We start from the raw sequence: 16,501 nt of genomic DNA, 5'->3' as shown, positions 1-16,501 counted from the left end.
GGTTCTACAAGAAACTCGTAGCGCTCCGAAAGGCAGAGTCCTACAAGGACGCGATGATCTACGGTGCCGTTGCGACGTTCGAAGAAAATGACCACGGCACGGTCGCATTCTCAAAAACCTTCGAGGATACTTCTGTCGCGATCCTCGCGAACTTCAGCAGTTCCTCGAGGACTGTGACCACTCCAATGGCCATCGAAGAGACGGTTCTGAGCAACTATGACCATCTGGGCGATGGTCTTCCCGACATTCGCGAGTCAGGGTCCACACATGCTGTCGATCTTCGACCCTATGAGATGGTGATCGTCACCCTTGGAACGGAGTCGAAGCACCAGAACTATCGGAATAGCGCTCCTGGAGAAGGTGAAGAACCAGGTGCAGTAGAAGGAACGTCGACGAATTCAACTCGGACTTCGGATCTAGACGAGAGTTGAAATAATGCAGTCGATACGTCGTCAGCTGGGCGAGTTCGTTGTCTCCAAACGGAGTCAGCGAAACACTGTTCACTCTGTTGAGGTCCAGCGTCTGAAGTGCTGGTCGGAGCATAGAGGCGTCCCCGTCCTGGGATGCGAAGAACATGATGTTGTCGGCAGTCAATCGGCCAGCGATCTGCCTGGCCTCGGCGAATCCGGAGAAGACGGTCACGGACAGACCGTATGCAGACAGGGAGCAACCGAAGTCCTCCAGCATCAGTCTCTGGCCATGTCCGCTTCCGAAGGCGTAGATCGACGTCGTCATCATCATCTGGCTAATGATGTCGTCGACGGCGAGATTGTCGTTGAATGCTCGAATGGTCTTTTCGATGTCGGCGGACGTATTCCCGCTCGTCGCCGGATCCGGGCCGGAACTCTCCTCGGACGATTTCAGAAGGTACTTCATCTCGGAGAATCCGGAGAGTCCCATCTTCTTCGCCAGGTGAACGACCGTCGCCGGAGAAACATTGCACCGCGCAGCGAAGACAGTGATCGACTCTTCGGCTGTTTTCCTTCGGTCCATTCGCGCCGTCCGAAGAATGTCGAGGTCAAGTTGCGATAGGTCTTCGTAATGCGCGTGTATGAGGGCATCGAAGTTCATGTTGTCTCCCTGGGGCGAATGTCGGGATCTGTCACGCCCGCTGCTCGGTAAGATCCGCGTGGATCTCGAGCGGCGAATGGTGAGGTGCAGTTCCTCATGTAGTGAGAATTCTTCAAAGAAGTAAGCAAAACATGGTATTTGCGACGAAGAGTCGCAAGGAATGGTGATGGAATCATGAAGCTTCTACGTCATCCTGCTTCGCTGATCGGTTTCGCGGCGGTGTTGGGAATTGTTTTCGGTGTAATCGTTGGTGATTGGGCTGAGAATCTTCAATTTGTCGGTGACATGTTTATCCGACTCATTCAGATGTCGATCGTGCCGCTGGTCATGGCCTCCGTGATTGTTGCTACGGGGTCGATGACGGGCTCGGGTATGGGCAAGATGGCCGGGCGCACGTTCGGCTGGACCCTGACCTTCTCTGCTGTCGCGGCACTTGTCGGCTGGCTGCTCAGTGTACTGATCCGTCCGGGTGAAGGGATGGAATACACGGGACAGATCGATAGCGAGATCGACGAGGCGGCGAAGGAGGCGTCGAGTTGGCAAGACAGCTTGCTCGGTTTCGTGTCGACGAACGTCGTCGAGGCTATGGCCAGCGCAGACATGCTGCCCATCATCGTCTTCTCGCTGTTGTTCGGTGTCTCCTTGAACGCCTACACCAGGGTTACCGGGAACACGCTGGTCGTCACATTCCTGGAGCAGGTTCAGCAGGTCGTTCTGGGGATGATCCGGATGGTCATGCGGATCGCGCCGATCGGCGTGTTCTGCCTACTCGCGGCGCTGGCGGGCGATGTTGGCTTCGCTGTGGCCTCCACCGCGCTCTCCTTCCTCGGCACAGTTCTGATCGGCGTCATCCTCGTGCTCCTGTTGGCGGTGGTGGTCGTTGCGATCCGTACGCGTCTGAATCCGTGGCTGCTCTGGGGCAAGTTGGCCGAGCAGACGATGATTGCCATCACGACCACGAGCTCCGCTGTCACGTTCCCGACCGTGCTGAAGACGGCCCGCGAGCGAATCGGGGTCAGTCCTCCCGTGGCGAACTTCACCCTGTCCGTCGGGCTGACCATGGGGTCTTGGGGTGCCTGCCTGAGCAACATGGTGGTCATTATGTTCCTCGCCCAGGCCGGCGGTATTGAACTGAGCTTCGGTCAGATTGTGCTCGGCGTTTGTCTGGCAGTGCTCCTCAACATGGGAACGATCTCCGTCCCCGGGGGTTTTGCTGTCGCAGGTATGTTCCTCGCGACATCGCTCGGTCTTCCCGTCGAGGCTCTCGGCCTGCTCATCGCGGTCGACTGGTTCACCGGAATCCTGCGCACGTTCCTCAACGTCAACGGCGACACCATGGTCGCGATGCTGGTCGCCAATGCCACCGACGAAATTGACCGGGATGTCTACTACGGCAAGAAGACTGTCTCCGTGGAGGCGAGTGTCGATGGTGCCGATGGTGCCGATAGCTTCGATAATGCCGATGGGGGAGAGGCGACGGACGACGGTGACGCCCCGCAGGGGCCGGATCCGGCCCGCTGACCCCAGAGTGCTGGCCACAGCGGCGGATTCAGTGCCGCCCGGGACTCACATCGATCGTGGCTGCCGTAGGTCCGGCTGTGGTTGCGGGGACCTCGACAGGTAGCGTCAGAGGGTGTGACTGACCTGATCGACACCCCCAACCACAGCGGCGACAACGGTAGCGACCACACGGGCGCCGCGCATCTGGCCCCGGCGACCCGCGTCGCGGCGGTCGTCGTGGACGCCCTCATCGCCAACGGGGTGCGCGAGGCGGTGGTCTGCCCGGGGTCCAGGTCGGCGCCGTTGGCGTTGGCCTTCGCCGAGGCGGACCGGCGTCACCGGCTGCGCCTGCACGTGCGCACGGACGAGCGGTCGGCGTCCTTCCTGGCGTTGGGCCTGGCCAAGCGCTCGGGACGGGCGGTGCCGGTGGTGATGACCTCCGGGTCGGCGGTGGCGAACTGCATGCCGGCGATGGTGGAGGCCACCGCCGCCGGGGTGCCGTTGATCGTGTTGTCGGCGAACCGGCCGTGGGAGATGCTGGGCTCGGGGGCGAACCAGACCATCGACCAGTTCGGCATCTTCGGCAGCCACGCCGTGGAGGCCGTCGGCATCGACGCCGCCGTCCGTGGCTCTGAGGGGGACGCGCAGGACGCCGCATCCGCCGACGCCACCGTGCGCGACCGGGTGGCCCACGCCGTCCTGCACGCCATGGGCCCGGTCGGGGCCGGCGGCGTGCAGGTCGACGTCCCCTTCGCCGAGCCCCTGGTCCCCGCCACCACGGCGGACGTGACCCTCGCCGCGACGCTCGCCGGCAGCGAGCGGAGCGTCCCGGACCGGCTGCGGACCCCTCACGACCCGGCGGCGACGGTGGACCTGTCGCTGCGCACCCTGGTGGTCACCGGTGATGTGCGTGACCGCGTCTGGGCGCAGGAGGTCCTCGACGAGCTCGCGGGTGTGCCGACCATCGCCGAGCCCGGCAGCCCCGCCCCGGACACCCCGGTGCACCCGGCCGCCGCGGGCCTGTTCGCCGCCGAGATCGGCGCGGGCGTCGGCGACGGCGACTACCGGGCGCAGATGCGTCCGGAGCAGATCGTCCTCGTCGGACGTCCCACGCTGCACCGCGGCACCGCCCGCCTGCTGGCGGACCCGGCGATCCGGGTCGTGCCGGTCTCCGACCGTCCCACCGCCCCGAGTGTGGGACGTTCCGACGTCGACACCGCCGCACCGTTCCGTGGGGTGCGCGTCACCGGTGAGCACCCGCGCGGCTGGCTGCGCACCTGCGCCGCCGCCGGCGAGGTCGCCGCCACGGCGGTGCGTGAGGAGATCGCCGCCGGCGAGTTCACCGGCCTGCACGTCGCCGCCGCGGTGACGGACAGCCTGTCGGACGGGGACGCCGTGGTGCTCGGGGCGTCCTCCGCCGTGCGCGACGCCTCACTGACCGGCCTGCCGTTCCCCGGCGTGCACGTGGTGACCAACCGCGGTGCCGCCGGCATCGACGGCACCGTGTCCACGGCCGTGGGTGTGGCCCTGGCGCACGCCTCGGCGGAACCGGACCTGATGCGTGCACCGCGCACCGTGGCGCTGATGGGTGACCTGACGTTCCTGCACGACGTCAACGGCCTGTCGGTGGGCCCGGGCGAACCGCGCCCGGAGAACCTGGTGATCGTGGTGTCCAACGACGACGGCGGCGCGATCTTCGAGACCCTCGAGGTCGGGGTTCCGGGGCTGCGCGAGTTCGAGGACGGCGTGTCCGCCTTCGACCGGGTGGTGGGCACGCCCACCGGCGCGGACCTGGAGGCGCTGTGCGACGGCTACAACGTGGCGCACCGGCGCGTGACGAACATCAACGAACTGGCCCTGGCGCTGGAGGACCACGCCGAGGGCGCCGGTGGCATGCTCGTCGTCGAGGCGGCGGTGACACGCGCCCCGCGCGAGCGCATGCACCGTCAGCTCACGGAGAAGACCACTGTCACCCCGGCGACGCCGGCGACTCCGGCGACCCCGGCACAGGAGGGGTGACGCCGTGGTTTCCCGCCCGTCGTTCCTGAGCTCCGTGGAGGCGCTGCGCCCCTCGCGGGCGACCGTGCACCGCCGCCTGGTGCAGACGATCCTCGCGCTGGCGGTGCTGGCCACCGCGGTCAACGGGATGCTGGTCGTCAACGCCGCGATCGGCGACGCGAAGATCGCCCGCGACCGCGGTGTGGCCGTGGCCGACGTCCTCGGCGGCGGGAACACCACCGTGGTGCGCTACCGCGACGACGCCGGGGTCTACCACCAGCCGGACCGGGGGCTGAAGTACCCGACCGGCCTGTCGCAGGGCGACCGGGTGTACGTGGACTACCAGCGCTCCGACCCCGACAACGTGAAGGTCCAGGGCCGCGGGTGGACGCTGTCGATCGTGCCCGCCCTGTCGGTGTGGCTGGTGTCGATGGTCGTGGTCGGGCTGCTGTTCGGCGTGGAGCGGCTGTGGTGGCGGCGGGGGAAGAACGGGCGGGACGCGGCGATCGACTAGGCTTGGTCAGCGTGTCACGAGCCAGCCTGGAGAAGAACCCGTCCGACGTCGCCCGCATGTTCGACGCCGTCGGAAAGAACTACGACCTGACCAACACGGTGCTCTCCTTCGGGCAGGACCGTCTGTGGCGTAAGCGCACGCGTCGCCGTCTCGACCTGGCGCCGGGCGACAAGGTGCTGGACCTGGCGGCGGGCACGGCGGTGTCCACCGTGGAGCTCTCCGAGTCCGGCGCATGGTGCGTGGCCTGCGACTTCTCGCAGGGCATGTTGGCCGCCGGGGCGGACCGCGACGTGCCGAAGGTCTGCGGCGACGGCATGAACCTGCCGTTCCCGGACAACACCTTCGACGCGGTCACCATCAGCTTCGGGCTGCGCAACATCGTCGACCCTGCCGCCGGGCTGCGGGAGATGGCGCGGGTGACGAAGCCCGGTGGGCGTCTCACGGTGTGCGAGTTCTCCACCCCGGTGGTCCCGGTGTTCCGCACCGTGTACATGGAGTACCTGATGCGTGCGCTGCCGGCGGTGGCCCGTGCGGTGTCCTCCAACGCGGAGGCCTACGTGTACCTCGCGGAGTCCATCCGCGCCTGGCCGGACCAGGAGGCCCTGGCCGCGCTGGTCAACGACTCCGGCTGGCAGGGTTGCGGCTGGCAGAACCTCACCTTCGGCATCACCGCGATGCACAGCGCCACCAAGCCGAACTGAGCGCTGGCGCGGCGCTCACGCCCCGAACAGGGGACGTGACTCCGCGTGCCAGAAGCGGTCGTGGGCGCTGCTGAGGCGTCCGGCACCGAGCCAGAGCCGGGCGGTGAGGTCGCGGTCCTCGGGGGTCACGAGGTTTCCCATCAGGCGTGCGGCCGAGCCCATGAGCCCGTCGGCGACCGGCCCGCGCATCCCCAACGGCCCCACCGCGGAGAGCAGGCCGGGCATGGTCAGCAGGGTCGCGGCGCGTCGGGCCAGGGAGAAGGCGTCGCCGTAGCGGGCGCGCAGGTGCTCGGGCCAGATGTAGCGCAGACCGTCGGACGTCCCGTCGGCCGCCGCGAGCATGTCGACGAGGTCCACGCCCGACTCCAGGGCGTAGTCGATGCCCTCCCCGTTGAGCGGGTTGACCAGCGCGGCGGTGTCACCGACGGCGGCCCAGTTCACCCCGGAGACCCGGGTGACCGCCCCGCCCATCGGCAGCAGTGCGCTGGCGACGTGCGTCGGTGCGCCGAGGCCCCACTCCTCTTCACACTGCGCGGCGTAGGACGCCAGCAGCCTGCGCACGTTCACCTTCGCCGGGCGCCGTGAGGTCGACAGTGCCCCGCACCCCAGGTTCACCGCCGGGCCGTGCTCGCCGTCGGCGCCGAGCGGGAAGATCCAGCCGTAGCCGGGCTGCGCCACGCCGTCGGCGTCGCGCAGCTCCAGGTGCGAGTGGATCCACGGTTCGTCGCTGTAGGGGGAGGGACAGTAGGACCGTGCCGCCACACCGTGGACGAGCCCGCGTAGCCACTGCAGGCCCAGCGTCCTGGCCAGGCCGCTGCGCACGCCCTCGGCGAGGACGAGGTAGCGGCAGTGCACGGCGGAGCCGTCGGCGAGACGCACGGCGCGTACCCGGCGGGCGCCGGCCACCAGGTCGGTCTCCACGTCCACCGCCTTCGCGGTCAGTCGACGCGCGCCGGACGCCACGGCGAGGTCCACCAGTGCGTTGTCCAGGTCGGTGCGGGCCACGGCGGTGCCGCGGGCGGGGAACTCCGGGTGGTCGGGCCAGGGGGCGGTGACCGATCCGCCGAAGCCGTGCAGTTTCAGGCCGCGGATCTCGGGGCGTCCTGCCGCGGGGGCGACGAGGTCACCGGCGCCGAGCGCCTCCAGGGCGTGGACGGCGCGCGGGGTGAGTCCGTCGCCGCAGGTCTTGTCGCGGGGGAAGTCCTGCATGTCGAGCAGCAGGACGTCGCGGCCGGCGACGGCGGCGCGGTGTGCGGCGGCGGATCCCGCCGGGCCCGCACCGACGACGAGAACTTCGCACTGTATGTCATTCATCGTCGACTATTCTGGCACGGTGTCGCGGGTGGAGGTCATTGGCACAGGTGTCGGCACGGGTGTCGGCGCAGGTGTCCGTCTGGGTCCGTGCCGAGGTGCTGGTCTACAGTAGCGTGGAGCAAGATTACCCAGAGAAGACGTTTGACGGACAGAGGCTACGTAATTCATGGCAAGCACTAACTCGGATGTGCGGGTGGGGCTCGACCTCGGTGACGAGTACCTGAACACCGCTGTCCCGGACGGCCTGGCGCGTGTGGAGGCCAGGCTCCGCGAGGTCCTGTCGTCCGGGGAGAGCTTCCTCACCGACAAGATCAGCCACCTCGCGGTCTCCGGTGGAAAGCGCTTCCGTCCGATGTTCGCCCTGCTGGCGGGACAGTACGGGCAGGACCGGGAACTCACCGACACGGTGACCGACGCCGCCGTGGTCGTCGAGCTCACCCACCTCGCCACGCTGTACCACGATGACGTGATGGACGAGGCTGAGCGCCGTCGCGGCGCACCGAGCGCCAACGCCCGCTGGTCGAACTCCGTGGCCATCCTCGCCGGCGACTACATCTTCGCCGTCGCCTCCGGACTGATGGCGGACCTCGGCACCGACACCGTCCGGCACTTCGCCGACACCTTCGGTGAGCTCGTCACCGGCCAGATGCGCGAGACCATCGGGCCGGCCGGTGAAGAGGACGAGATCGAGCACTACATGCAGGTCATCCAGGAGAAGACCGGTGTGCTCATCGCCTCGGCCGGCTACCTGGGGGCGCTGCACTCCGGGGCGTCCGCCGAGCACCGCGACGCGCTGTTCCGCTTCGGACGCCACCTGGGCCAGGTGTTCCAGATCGTGGACGACATCATCGACATCTGGTCCGACCCCGAGGAGTCCGGCAAGACCCCCGGCACGGACCTGCGCGAGGGCGTGTTCACCCTGCCGGTGCTCTACGCCATGCGTGAGCAGACCGAGGGTGGGGCGCGCCTGCGTGAACTGCTCACCGGGCCCGTGACCGACGATGCCTTGGTCGACGAGGCCTTGACCCTGATCCGGGCGTCCAACGGGCGTGAGCGCGCCCTGGAGGACGTGCGGCGCTACCGCGGGCTGGGGGAGGACGAGCTGGCGCAGCTGCCGGCGCTCCCGGCGACGGGCGCGCTGCGCAACCTCATGGACTACTCGCTGGAACGTCTGGGATAGCCTCGCTGACCAGCTGATTTGCCTGAACTGTGTGAGGTCGTAGTAGGGTATCCATCGCACCGTGAGGTGCACGCCAGGTTGCCCGAGCGGCCAAAGGGAGCGGACTGTAAATCCGCCGGCATTGCCTTCAAAGGTTCGAATCCTTTACCTGGCACAACATGGTACGTCGAGTACCGCGAACCGCCCGAGGAGTAGAGACACTCCCCGGGCGGTTTCCTCGTGCGTGGGGTCGAGGCCTCAGCATCGGGTTGATGGGGGTAATGGTCAGGATGCGTGTCTGCCTCGGGCGCGTCATGACGAACGCTCAGCCCGTCTCGACCTGCAGGCGACCGGGTTGTACGGGGCAAGTCCCGGGAAGCGGTGGCCTAGCGCCTCTGCTGCCCGGCGCAATCCCTGCATTTCGGTCCGGTGACTGGCAGTGATCGGACCGAAATGCAGGGATTGCGCCGTGGTGTGGGGACGAGCTGCTTCGGGCTACCCGGAGTCAGCGGGAGCAGCCTCCATGGGCCGGCATGGCACGGGCCATGGCGGCCCCGCGGCTCAATAGCCCCCGACGAGCCATTCGAGCCCCATTCCTCTGTGTTGACCTGCCGAGGAGCGCCGGTCCCGGACACACATTCTGTCGTTCAATCTGCATCTGCCGCTTGGGGTGGGGCTGCCCGGGTGAGGTTGAGGCAGCAACCCCGGAGGACGGTGGAACCAACCTCCGGGGTTGCCCGGTCGCCCGGTACCGAGGAGGGCCGTCGGACGCGGCGAGCGGGGGAGGGGAGGCCGTGTGCGGCCCGAGGATGCGGCGGTGGTGTTCCCCGGAGTGCCATTTATTCTCTCTGACCTGCAGATTTGTGCAAGTAGGGTCGCTCCGGTTATTCTACTTCAGGCTTCGAGCGATGGAGCGGGAACAACCAAGGTTGTGCTCCGGTCCTGCTGCGTGAAGTACGCCCCCTTAGCTCAGTCGGTAGAGCGTTTCCATGGTAAGGAAAAGGTCGACAGTTCGATTCTGTCAGGGGGCTCAAGTCATTTCTAGGCGATATCCGGCTTGCCGGTCACAGCCGGATGAATGGCCCTGGCGGTGTAGCTCAGATGGTTAGAGCGCACGACTCATAATCGTGAGGTCCCGGGTTCGATCCCCGGCATCGCTACAACTGGACACCCCGCGGCACCGAGAGATCGGGCCGCGGGGTGTTTCGCTGTGCACGCTCCGTGCCCGCGGTCTCTCCGCGCTCTCCCGCCGGGCGTCCACCCACGGCCGCGTGCCGGATCCGTCCCGGCGCCGGCACGGAAAGGCCGGATCCGGCACGGCTCGCGGGGTTGCGTCCAACCTGAACCCGGACGCACCCCGGGCTCACCCCGGACGCACCCCGGGCTCACCCCGGACGCGCCCGGCCCAGTTGTTGCCGGGGACGGGCTACTGATACACTGCTGCGGTGCCGTTGTTGCGGTACCGTCCGTGAGACGTCGACGTCTGCCCGAGTGGTAGGCTGAGATCCATCGCGAAGGGGCGTGGCTCAATTGGCAGAGCAGCGGTCTCCAAAACCGCAGGTTGCAGGTTCAAGTCCTGTCGCCCCTGCACATGCCCCGGGATGCCGGGCCGGTGGTTCGCCACCGACCCGGGGTCACCGGGGTCTTCCATATTCCGAGGAGCTGTAGATCACGTGAGTGACGAGAAGAACGATGAGGTCGGTTCCGCCGGCGGTCCGTTGCGCCCGTCAGGTAAGCGTCAGGTCAGCGGAGACGGCGCCGCCCACGACCACGACAACGGCGTCTCCGCCAAGATCGCGGACGTCGAGGGGTCCAAGTCCGGCGGCAGCCGGATCCTGGCGTTCCCGCGGTCGGTGGGTTCCGAGGTCAAGAAGGTCATCTGGCCCACGGGCCGCGAGATGGTCACCTACTCCATCGTCACGATCGTCTTCCTCATCGTGATCACCGCGATCTGCACGGTCGTCGACCTGCTCACCGGTGAGGGTCTGGAGTTCATGTTCGGCCTCTGACCGTGCTAGAATCTTCGTTGTAACCACCGCCTCCGCCTTCCGGCGAGGCGGATTTTTCATGCGGGGGACGGCAACGTGCCCGTCCGCCAGGCGTCAGTACCATCCGGGAGATGATCAACCCATGAGTGACGAGAACATCCACGACAGCAGCACCGCCGAGGGCCTCGCTGCGGCCGCGCACAACGACGTGCAGCAGGCCGTCAGCGAGCTCGGCAATACCGCGCCCGCCGCCGGCGCGGAGATCGACGGGGAGGACGGCTCGGCCGCCGCAGCGTCCTCCGCCGACGCGCCCGCCGAGCAGGCGCCCGAGGACGCGGCCATGGCCGCGTACCGCACCCGCCTGCGCGAGTTCATGCGTGCGCTCAAGAAGCTCGACGGCGACTGGTACATCATCCAGTGCTACTCGGGCTACGAGAACAAGGTGAAGACCAACCTGGAGATGCGTGCGCAGACCCTGGGTGTCGACGAGCAGATCCACGAGGTCGTCGTCCCGATCGAGGAGATCACCGAGCTCAAGGACGGCAAGCGTAAGCGCGTCAAGCGCAAGCTGCTGCCGGGCTACGTCCTGGTGCGCATCGAGCTGGACGACGCGTCCTGGTCCGTCATCCGCGACACCCCGGGCGTGACGTCCTTCGTCGGCAACGAGGGCAAGCCCACCCCGGTGAAGATCCGTGAGGTCGCCAAGTTCCTCCTCCCGCCGGAGGCGGCCACCGCACCGACCAACGAGGAGGAGACCGACTCCGCGAGCAACGTCGACGTCAGCGACACCGGTGTCGCCATGGCCCCGACGCCGCTCGGCGAGCAGGTCGAGGTCGACTTCGAGGTCGGGGAGTCCGTCACCGTGCTGTCCGGTCCCTTCGCCTCGGTGTCCGCGACGATCTCCGAGATCGACGCCGCCAACAGCAAGCTCAAGGCCCTGGTCTCGATCTTCGGTCGCGAGACCCCGGTTGACCTGGCGTTTGACCAGGTCGAGAAGCTCAACTAGAGTTTGACCGTTGCTCTTCGTGAGCACGACAACATTCCACCCGGTGGCCGGTACACAGTCCGGCATCCGGACAGGTGCGTCCGGCCCCCGCCATAGGGCCGGCGGCGTCGCTCCCCGAGGGGGAAGCGGCACACCTGGTACCACGTGAAGAGGTGAACCATGGCTAAGAAGAAGAAAAAGGTCTCAGGCCTGATCAAGCTGCAGATCCAGGCTGGCGCCGCCAACCCGGCTCCGCCCGTGGGCCCGGCGCTCGGTGCGCACGGCGTCAACATCATGGAGTTCTGCAAGGCGTACAACGCCGCGACCGAGTCGCAGCGCGGCAACGTCATCCCGGTCGAGATCACGGTCTACGAGGACCGCTCCTTCGACTTCAAGCTGAAGACCCCGCCGGCAGCGAAGCTGCTGCTGAAGGCCGCCGGCATCCAGAAGGGCTCCGGTGTCCCGCACACGGAGAAGGTCGGCCAGGTCAGCTGGGCCCAGTGCCGCGAGATCGCCCAGACCAAGTTCGAGGACATGAACTCCAACGACCTGGAGAACGGTGCGCGCGTCATTGCCGGCACCGCCCGGTCGATGGGTATCGACGTCATCGACCAGCCGGCCAGGTAGTCACCCGACTGCCGGTTCCACCCGTGGCAGGGCCACTTGCGGCCCGTCGACCACAATCCAACAACCACTGATTGGACCAGTACCATGAGCAAGAACTCCAAGGCGTACCGCGCCGCAGCAGAGAAGATCGACGCCGATCGTCTCTACTCCCCGATCGAGGCCCTGAAGCTGGCCAAGGAGACCTCCTCCAAGACGCACGACGCCACCGTCGACGTCGCCTTCCGCCTGGGTGTCGACCCGCGCAAGGCCGACCAGCTCGTCCGCGGCACCGTCTCCCTGCCCAACGGCACGGGTAAGAACGTCCGCGTCATCGTCTTCGCCGAGGGCCCCAACGCCACCGCCGCCGAGGAGGCCGGTGCCGAGGCCGTCGGAACCGCCGAGCTCATCGAGCGCATCCAGGGTGGTTGGACCGACTTCGACGCCGCGATCGCCACCCCGGACCAGATGGCCAAGGTCGGTCGCGTCGCCCGCGTCCTGGGCCCGCGTGGTCTGATGCCGAACCCGAAGACCGGTACCGTGACCACCGACGTGGCCAAGGCCGTCACCGAGATCAAGGGCGGTAAGATCTCCTTCCGCGTCGACAAGGCCGCGAACCTGCACGCCATGATCGGCAAGGCCTCCTTCGACGAGAAGGCGCTCGCCGAGAACTACGGCGCGCTGGTCGAGGAGCTCCTCCGCGTGAAGCCGTCCGCCGCCAAGGGCCGTTACATCAAGAAGGCCTCCGTCGCGACGACCAACAGCCCGGGCATCCAGGTTGACCCGACCGTCGTGAAGAACTTCGCCGGCGAAGAGGCCTAAGTCTCAGGCTCCTCTTTCCGTCCCGCGTAGGACGCCGCCCCGTCCTCCCCGTACCCCGGGGAGGACGGGGCGTTCTTCATGTCAGTACCCGCGTTGCAGGAGTTGCCCGAGGACGGGCACGACGCGGGCGACGACGTGCGGGTGCGCACGGCGGTAGGCGCCGTCCTCCCCGGAGTCGGAGTCCGACAGACGCTCGAGGATGAGGTCGAAAGAACGCGGCGAGTAGCAGATCGACAGGTGGTCGCTCCAGTCGCCGGAGTTGCCGTCGGACTGCACGCAGTGGTTGCGCACGCTCGCCCCCTCGCCGGGGGTGAGGAACTGGGTGCGCCACGGGGTGACGACCTCGTCGTAGCGCGTCCCGATCATGGTGTAGTCCACGCCCGGGACGGTGTGCCCGTCGCGGTTGATGTGGTTGATGACGTCGGAGTCCACGATCTGGTCCTCGGCGCAGCCACCCAGGACGCTGCGCACGATCCGGGAGACGTCCACCCGGCCGTGGAGGGCCTCGCGGAGCTTCGCGGTGAGCGTGCCGAGGCCCATCAGCGTGGTGCCGTTGCCGGAGCCGGCGAGCCCGATGATGTTGCGGATCTTGGGTTCGCCGCCGGCGAACCGGCCCTCGTGCTCGGTGACGAGCATGCGGGCCTGCGCGGAACCCTGTGAATGGCCGACCACGTCCACCTTCTCGGCGCCGGTCGCCTCCAGCACCCGGTCGATGAAACGGCCGATGTCCTCGGTGGCGTCGAGCAACGGTCCGCTGGCGAAACAGCAGCGGCGACGGCCCAGCAGGCTCTCGTCGTCGCCGCCGTAGTTGAGCGCGAAGACACGGTAGCCGCGTGCCACGAGCTTCGGTGCGATGTACGACCAGGTGCCGTAGGCGTTCATCCACGTGCCGTGGAGCAGGACGACGGGCACCGGGTGTTCCTCGGACATCGGTGTCTCCCAGTCGTTCACCCGGGAGGGGAGTGGGTCGTGTCGTCCCCACGAGCGGAGGAAGGCGGAGAGGAAGAACCGGTGGTCGGGGACGCCGGCGGACCGGGCTGCTCCGGCGGGGGAGGCGGCAGGGGAAGTCATGTCCACGAAACTACCTCCCGGGGCGCTCCGCGGCCGGGATTTTGCGGTTCGTGTGTGCCGGTCTATAGTGACACGAGAAGTTTGATCGCGGGTACGCCCGCGAACGTTCAAGTTTCACCGGAGACCGTCGGTCGACGTCTCACCCGGGCAGCACCGGGGGAGTCGGACGAAGGACCATCACCGTCAAGGCGATGGCGACCCACGCAGGGAAACACGGAACACGCTGAGCGTCGGCGGACCCACGGGTCCGCGAGAATCGCTCCGAGCGCCCCGTGCCCTGTGGCACGGGGCGTCACTGTTTGTCACGGAGGGTCGTTCAGGACACCGTCTGGTCGCACCACCGACAGACATCAGGAAGGAGGCGAGAGTATGGCAAACGCAAAGAACACCGCATCGGTCGCGGAGCTCACCGCACGTTTCGAGAACGCCAGTGCCACCGTGCTTACCGAGTACCGTGGCCTGACCGTCGCTCAGACGACGGAGCTGCGCAAGGCCCTGGGTTCCGAGGTCACCTACTCCGTCGCCAAGAACACCATGATCAAGCTGGCTGCCAAGCAGGCCGGCGTCGAGATCGCTGATGAACTGCTCACCGGACCTACTGCCGTCGCCTTCATCCAGGGCGAGGCGGTTGACGCCGCCAAGGCGTTCAAGAAGTTCGGTGCGGATCACAGCGCCCTCGTGATCAAGGGCGGCAACATGGACGGCACTCCGCTGTCCGCTGCCCAGGTTGAGGCAATCGCCGAGCTGGACAACCGCGAGACCACCCTGGCCAAGCTGGCCGGCGCCCTGCAGGGCTCCCTCAGCAAGGCTGCCGGGCTGTTCAACGCCCCGGCTTCCCAGGTTGCACGGCTCACCGCCGCGCTCCAGGAGAAGAAGGAAGCTGCCTGATCTTTCAGGCTGCTTAACCCCCATACGTAACAAAACCTGTTCCCGGCCACGTCCGGTCGGGACGAAGAAAGGAAGCCGACATGGCTAAGTTCACCAACGACGAACTGCTCGAGGCCTTCAAGGAGATGACCCTGATCGAGCTCTCCGAGTTCGTCAAGCTCTTCGAGGACACCTTCGACGTCACCGCTGCCGCCCCGGTCGCCGCTGCTGCCGCTCCGGCCGCTGCTGCTGCCGAGGAGGAGGAGAAGGACGAGTTCGACGTCGTTCTCGAGGATGCCGGCGCCAAGAAGATCGGCGTGATCAAGGTTGTCCGCGAGCTCGTCTCCGGCCTGGGCCTGAAGGAGGCCAAGGAGCTCGTCGAGGGCGCACCGAAGGCTCTGCTCGAGGGTGCATCCAAGGATGACGCCGAGGCTGCCAAGACCAAGCTCGAGGAGGCCGGCGCCAAGGTTTCCCTCAAGTAGGAGAAACCCGGCTCACGCCGCTTTCACCACGACCCCCGTCAGGGACGTCCACGAGACGTTCCCGGCGGGGGTTGTGTCATGTGTACTCCCGGACACGTCGACCACTACGATGGTCCGCATGCTTCCGAGATCACGTGTCACCGCAGTCCTCGTCCTGGGACTGGGGTGTCTCCTCCTCGTCCTCGCCCTGGCGCTGCCGGTCCTCGTGCCGCCGGAGCGTCCCGTGCCCCTGGAACTCAGCGAGACGCAGCTGACGCTGCAGGACGACGAGGCACGCGTCGGGACATCCTACCTCGGTGACGGCGACGAGCCGGTCACCGCGCCGGTGACGAAGACCTACGCCGTGACGCTGGGGGAGCCGGCGGACGACGACGCGGCCGCGGCGACCGTCGGCGTCACCTCCGTGCGCGACGACCTCGAGGGCGGCGACGCCCTGCTGGTCGCCGAGGTCTGGAGTTACCGGATCGACCGCATGAGTGGCGCGTCGCTGGGGGACGCGAAGGTCGCGGACACGCCGGGGACGCCTGCGGTCGCGAGCGAGGTCACCGGCCAGTGGCTGACGTTCCCGCGCGACACGGCGCAGGAGGAGTACCCGGTCTTCGACAACCTGCTGCGTCGCGAGGTGCCCGCCCAGTTCGTCCAGACCGAGGACGTCGACGGCTCGGAGGTCTACGTCTTCCGGCAGGACTTCGACGCCGAGCCGGTGCGTCAGGCGAACCCGGGCTACTACCGGTCGACGTCGACGACGCCGGACGGGGCGTCCTCCTCGCTGTACCGCAACGGCTACAAGGAGTTCCGCGTGGAGCCGGGCAGCGGCATGATCGTCTCGGTCACCGAGGACATCCAGGACGTCTACGTGCCGGACGCGCCAGCGCAGGACGGTGAGGGGGAGGCTGCCGCAGGCGAGGCTGGCGAGGCTGCAGCCCCGGAACTGCTGAGTTCCTTCAACGGGTCGACCCCGGACGCGGAGCGCGACGACCTGCTGCGACAGGCGGCGGATCTGGGGCAGGACCGTCCCACGCGCGGTTGGGGTATTGTGCTGACCGTCACGGGTGCTATCGTGGCACTCGGTTCGGCGGTGGTGGCCTTGCGGCCACAGCGCGCCCAGCGGTCTGGGACGTCAGGGTCGTCGGAGTAGCCGGGTCGTCGTCGGAGACGACCGACCGGCCGCACAGTTCACGGGTGGGTGAACCGGGTGTGTCGCAGGGGTGGACATACGCCTACGGGTGATATACGATCGATCGTTGCGCTGGATTGACGTCCGGTGATGTTGCGACAACAGCAGGACACGACCTTGATGAGTGAAGGCATGGAGGGGATCGACATGGTCACGGCACGGCGGAACGCCAGGGTGCCAGACCGCGCCGGTCCGGTCCGGACCGGTGACTTGACAAGGTCCATCAACTGTTTCCGGACCAAGGTTCGC

Annotated in this window: 15 protein-coding genes and 4 tRNA genes; 16 read left to right on the top strand and 3 right to left on the bottom strand. The window is 67.3% G+C overall.

Annotation, left to right across the window (positions count from 1 at the left end):
- Positions 1 to 303: 303 nt before the first annotated feature.
- Entirely contained in the window at positions 304 to 1,071 is a 768-nt protein-coding gene (locus ACT3UN_RS06550; protein ID WP_444656788.1) for a MurR/RpiR family transcriptional regulator, read from the bottom strand.
- Positions 1,072 to 1,245: 174 nt separating this feature from the next.
- Between ACT3UN_RS06550 and ACT3UN_RS06545 the strand changes: the two genes are divergently transcribed.
- The 4 genes from ACT3UN_RS06545 (at position 1,246) to ACT3UN_RS06530 (ending at position 5,784) form a co-directional block, all read left to right on the top strand.
- On the top strand, positions 1,246 to 2,592 hold the full coding sequence (locus ACT3UN_RS06545; protein WP_444656787.1) for a dicarboxylate/amino acid:cation symporter: 1,347 nt from the start codon (positions 1,246 to 1,248) through the stop codon (positions 2,590 to 2,592).
- Positions 2,593 to 2,706: 114 nt separating this feature from the next.
- Positions 2,707 to 4,590 (top strand): 2-succinyl-5-enolpyruvyl-6-hydroxy-3-cyclohexene-1-carboxylic-acid synthase, encoded by a 1,884-nt coding sequence (gene menD, locus ACT3UN_RS06540; RefSeq protein ID WP_444656786.1) that lies wholly within the window; start codon positions 2,707 to 2,709, stop codon positions 4,588 to 4,590.
- Between the two features lie 4 nt (positions 4,591 to 4,594).
- Entirely contained in the window at positions 4,595 to 5,083 is a 489-nt protein-coding gene (locus tag ACT3UN_RS06535; protein WP_444656785.1) for a DUF3592 domain-containing protein, read from the top strand.
- A gap of 11 nt (positions 5,084 to 5,094) precedes the next feature.
- Entirely contained in the window at positions 5,095 to 5,784 is a 690-nt protein-coding gene (locus ACT3UN_RS06530; protein ID WP_444615947.1) for a demethylmenaquinone methyltransferase, read from the top strand.
- 15 nt (positions 5,785 to 5,799) lie between these two features.
- On the opposite strand, the gene ACT3UN_RS06525 is transcribed toward ACT3UN_RS06530, so the two are convergent.
- Positions 5,800 to 7,098 carry a geranylgeranyl reductase family protein gene (locus ACT3UN_RS06525; protein WP_444656784.1) on the bottom strand — a complete coding sequence of 433 codons (1,299 nt, stop codon included), beginning with the start codon at positions 7,096 to 7,098 and terminating at the stop codon, positions 5,800 to 5,802.
- Positions 7,099 to 7,264: 166 nt separating this feature from the next.
- On the opposite strand from ACT3UN_RS06525, the gene ACT3UN_RS06520 reads away from it, so the two are divergent.
- The 9 genes from ACT3UN_RS06520 (at position 7,265) to rplA (ending at position 12,655) form a co-directional block, all read left to right on the top strand.
- Positions 7,265 to 8,278 (top strand): polyprenyl synthetase family protein, encoded by a 1,014-nt coding sequence (locus ACT3UN_RS06520; protein ID WP_441582137.1) that lies wholly within the window; start codon positions 7,265 to 7,267, stop codon positions 8,276 to 8,278.
- A 72-nt stretch (positions 8,279 to 8,350) separates the two neighbouring features.
- Positions 8,351 to 8,432: transfer RNA gene (locus ACT3UN_RS06515), tRNA-Tyr, on the top strand.
- Between the two features lie 783 nt (positions 8,433 to 9,215).
- A tRNA-Thr gene (locus ACT3UN_RS06510) sits at positions 9,216 to 9,288 on the top strand.
- Positions 9,289 to 9,343: 55 nt separating this feature from the next.
- A tRNA-Met gene (locus tag ACT3UN_RS06505) sits at positions 9,344 to 9,417 on the top strand.
- Positions 9,418 to 9,772: 355 nt separating this feature from the next.
- Positions 9,773 to 9,845: transfer RNA gene (locus ACT3UN_RS06500), tRNA-Trp, on the top strand.
- A gap of 85 nt (positions 9,846 to 9,930) precedes the next feature.
- Positions 9,931 to 10,266, top strand: coding sequence for a preprotein translocase subunit SecE (gene secE / locus ACT3UN_RS06495; RefSeq protein ID WP_441582138.1), 336 nt, complete (start codon positions 9,931 to 9,933; stop codon positions 10,264 to 10,266).
- 121 nt (positions 10,267 to 10,387) lie between these two features.
- A complete protein-coding gene (gene nusG, locus ACT3UN_RS06490) occupies positions 10,388 to 11,251 on the top strand; it encodes a transcription termination/antitermination protein NusG (RefSeq protein WP_441582139.1) in 864 nt (287 codons plus the stop codon).
- 159 nt (positions 11,252 to 11,410) lie between these two features.
- On the top strand, positions 11,411 to 11,857 hold the full coding sequence (gene rplK / locus ACT3UN_RS06485) for a 50S ribosomal protein L11 (RefSeq protein ID WP_444656783.1): 447 nt from the start codon (positions 11,411 to 11,413) through the stop codon (positions 11,855 to 11,857).
- Positions 11,858 to 11,941: 84 nt separating this feature from the next.
- Positions 11,942 to 12,655, top strand: coding sequence for a 50S ribosomal protein L1 (rplA, locus tag ACT3UN_RS06480; RefSeq protein WP_301442997.1), 714 nt, complete (start codon positions 11,942 to 11,944; stop codon positions 12,653 to 12,655).
- Positions 12,656 to 12,736: 81 nt separating this feature from the next.
- On the opposite strand, the gene ACT3UN_RS06475 is transcribed toward rplA, so the two are convergent.
- Complete coding sequence (locus ACT3UN_RS06475) at positions 12,737 to 13,726, bottom strand: esterase/lipase family protein (RefSeq protein ID WP_301442998.1); 990 nt, start codon at positions 13,724 to 13,726, stop codon at positions 12,737 to 12,739.
- Positions 13,727 to 14,095: 369 nt separating this feature from the next.
- Between ACT3UN_RS06475 and rplJ the strand changes: the two genes are divergently transcribed.
- From rplJ to ACT3UN_RS06460, 3 genes are all read left to right on the top strand, one after another.
- Entirely contained in the window at positions 14,096 to 14,614 is a 519-nt protein-coding gene (rplJ, locus tag ACT3UN_RS06470; protein WP_301442999.1) for a 50S ribosomal protein L10, read from the top strand.
- Positions 14,615 to 14,694: 80 nt separating this feature from the next.
- Positions 14,695 to 15,075 (top strand): 50S ribosomal protein L7/L12, encoded by a 381-nt coding sequence (gene rplL, locus ACT3UN_RS06465; protein ID WP_301443000.1) that lies wholly within the window; start codon positions 14,695 to 14,697, stop codon positions 15,073 to 15,075.
- 118 nt (positions 15,076 to 15,193) lie between these two features.
- The gene (locus ACT3UN_RS06460; RefSeq protein WP_441583061.1) at positions 15,194 to 16,213 is read left to right on the top strand and encodes a DUF3068 domain-containing protein; all 1,020 of its coding nucleotides are present in this window, start codon (positions 15,194 to 15,196) and stop codon (positions 16,211 to 16,213) included.
- Positions 16,214 to 16,501 lie beyond the last annotated feature (288 nt).

The sequence above is a fragment of the Corynebacterium sp. AOP12-C2-36 genome (genome assembly GCF_052379185.1).
In the GTDB taxonomy this organism is placed as follows: domain Bacteria; phylum Actinomycetota; class Actinomycetes; order Mycobacteriales; family Mycobacteriaceae; genus Corynebacterium.
This window is presented reverse-complemented; position numbering and strand designations above follow the sequence as displayed.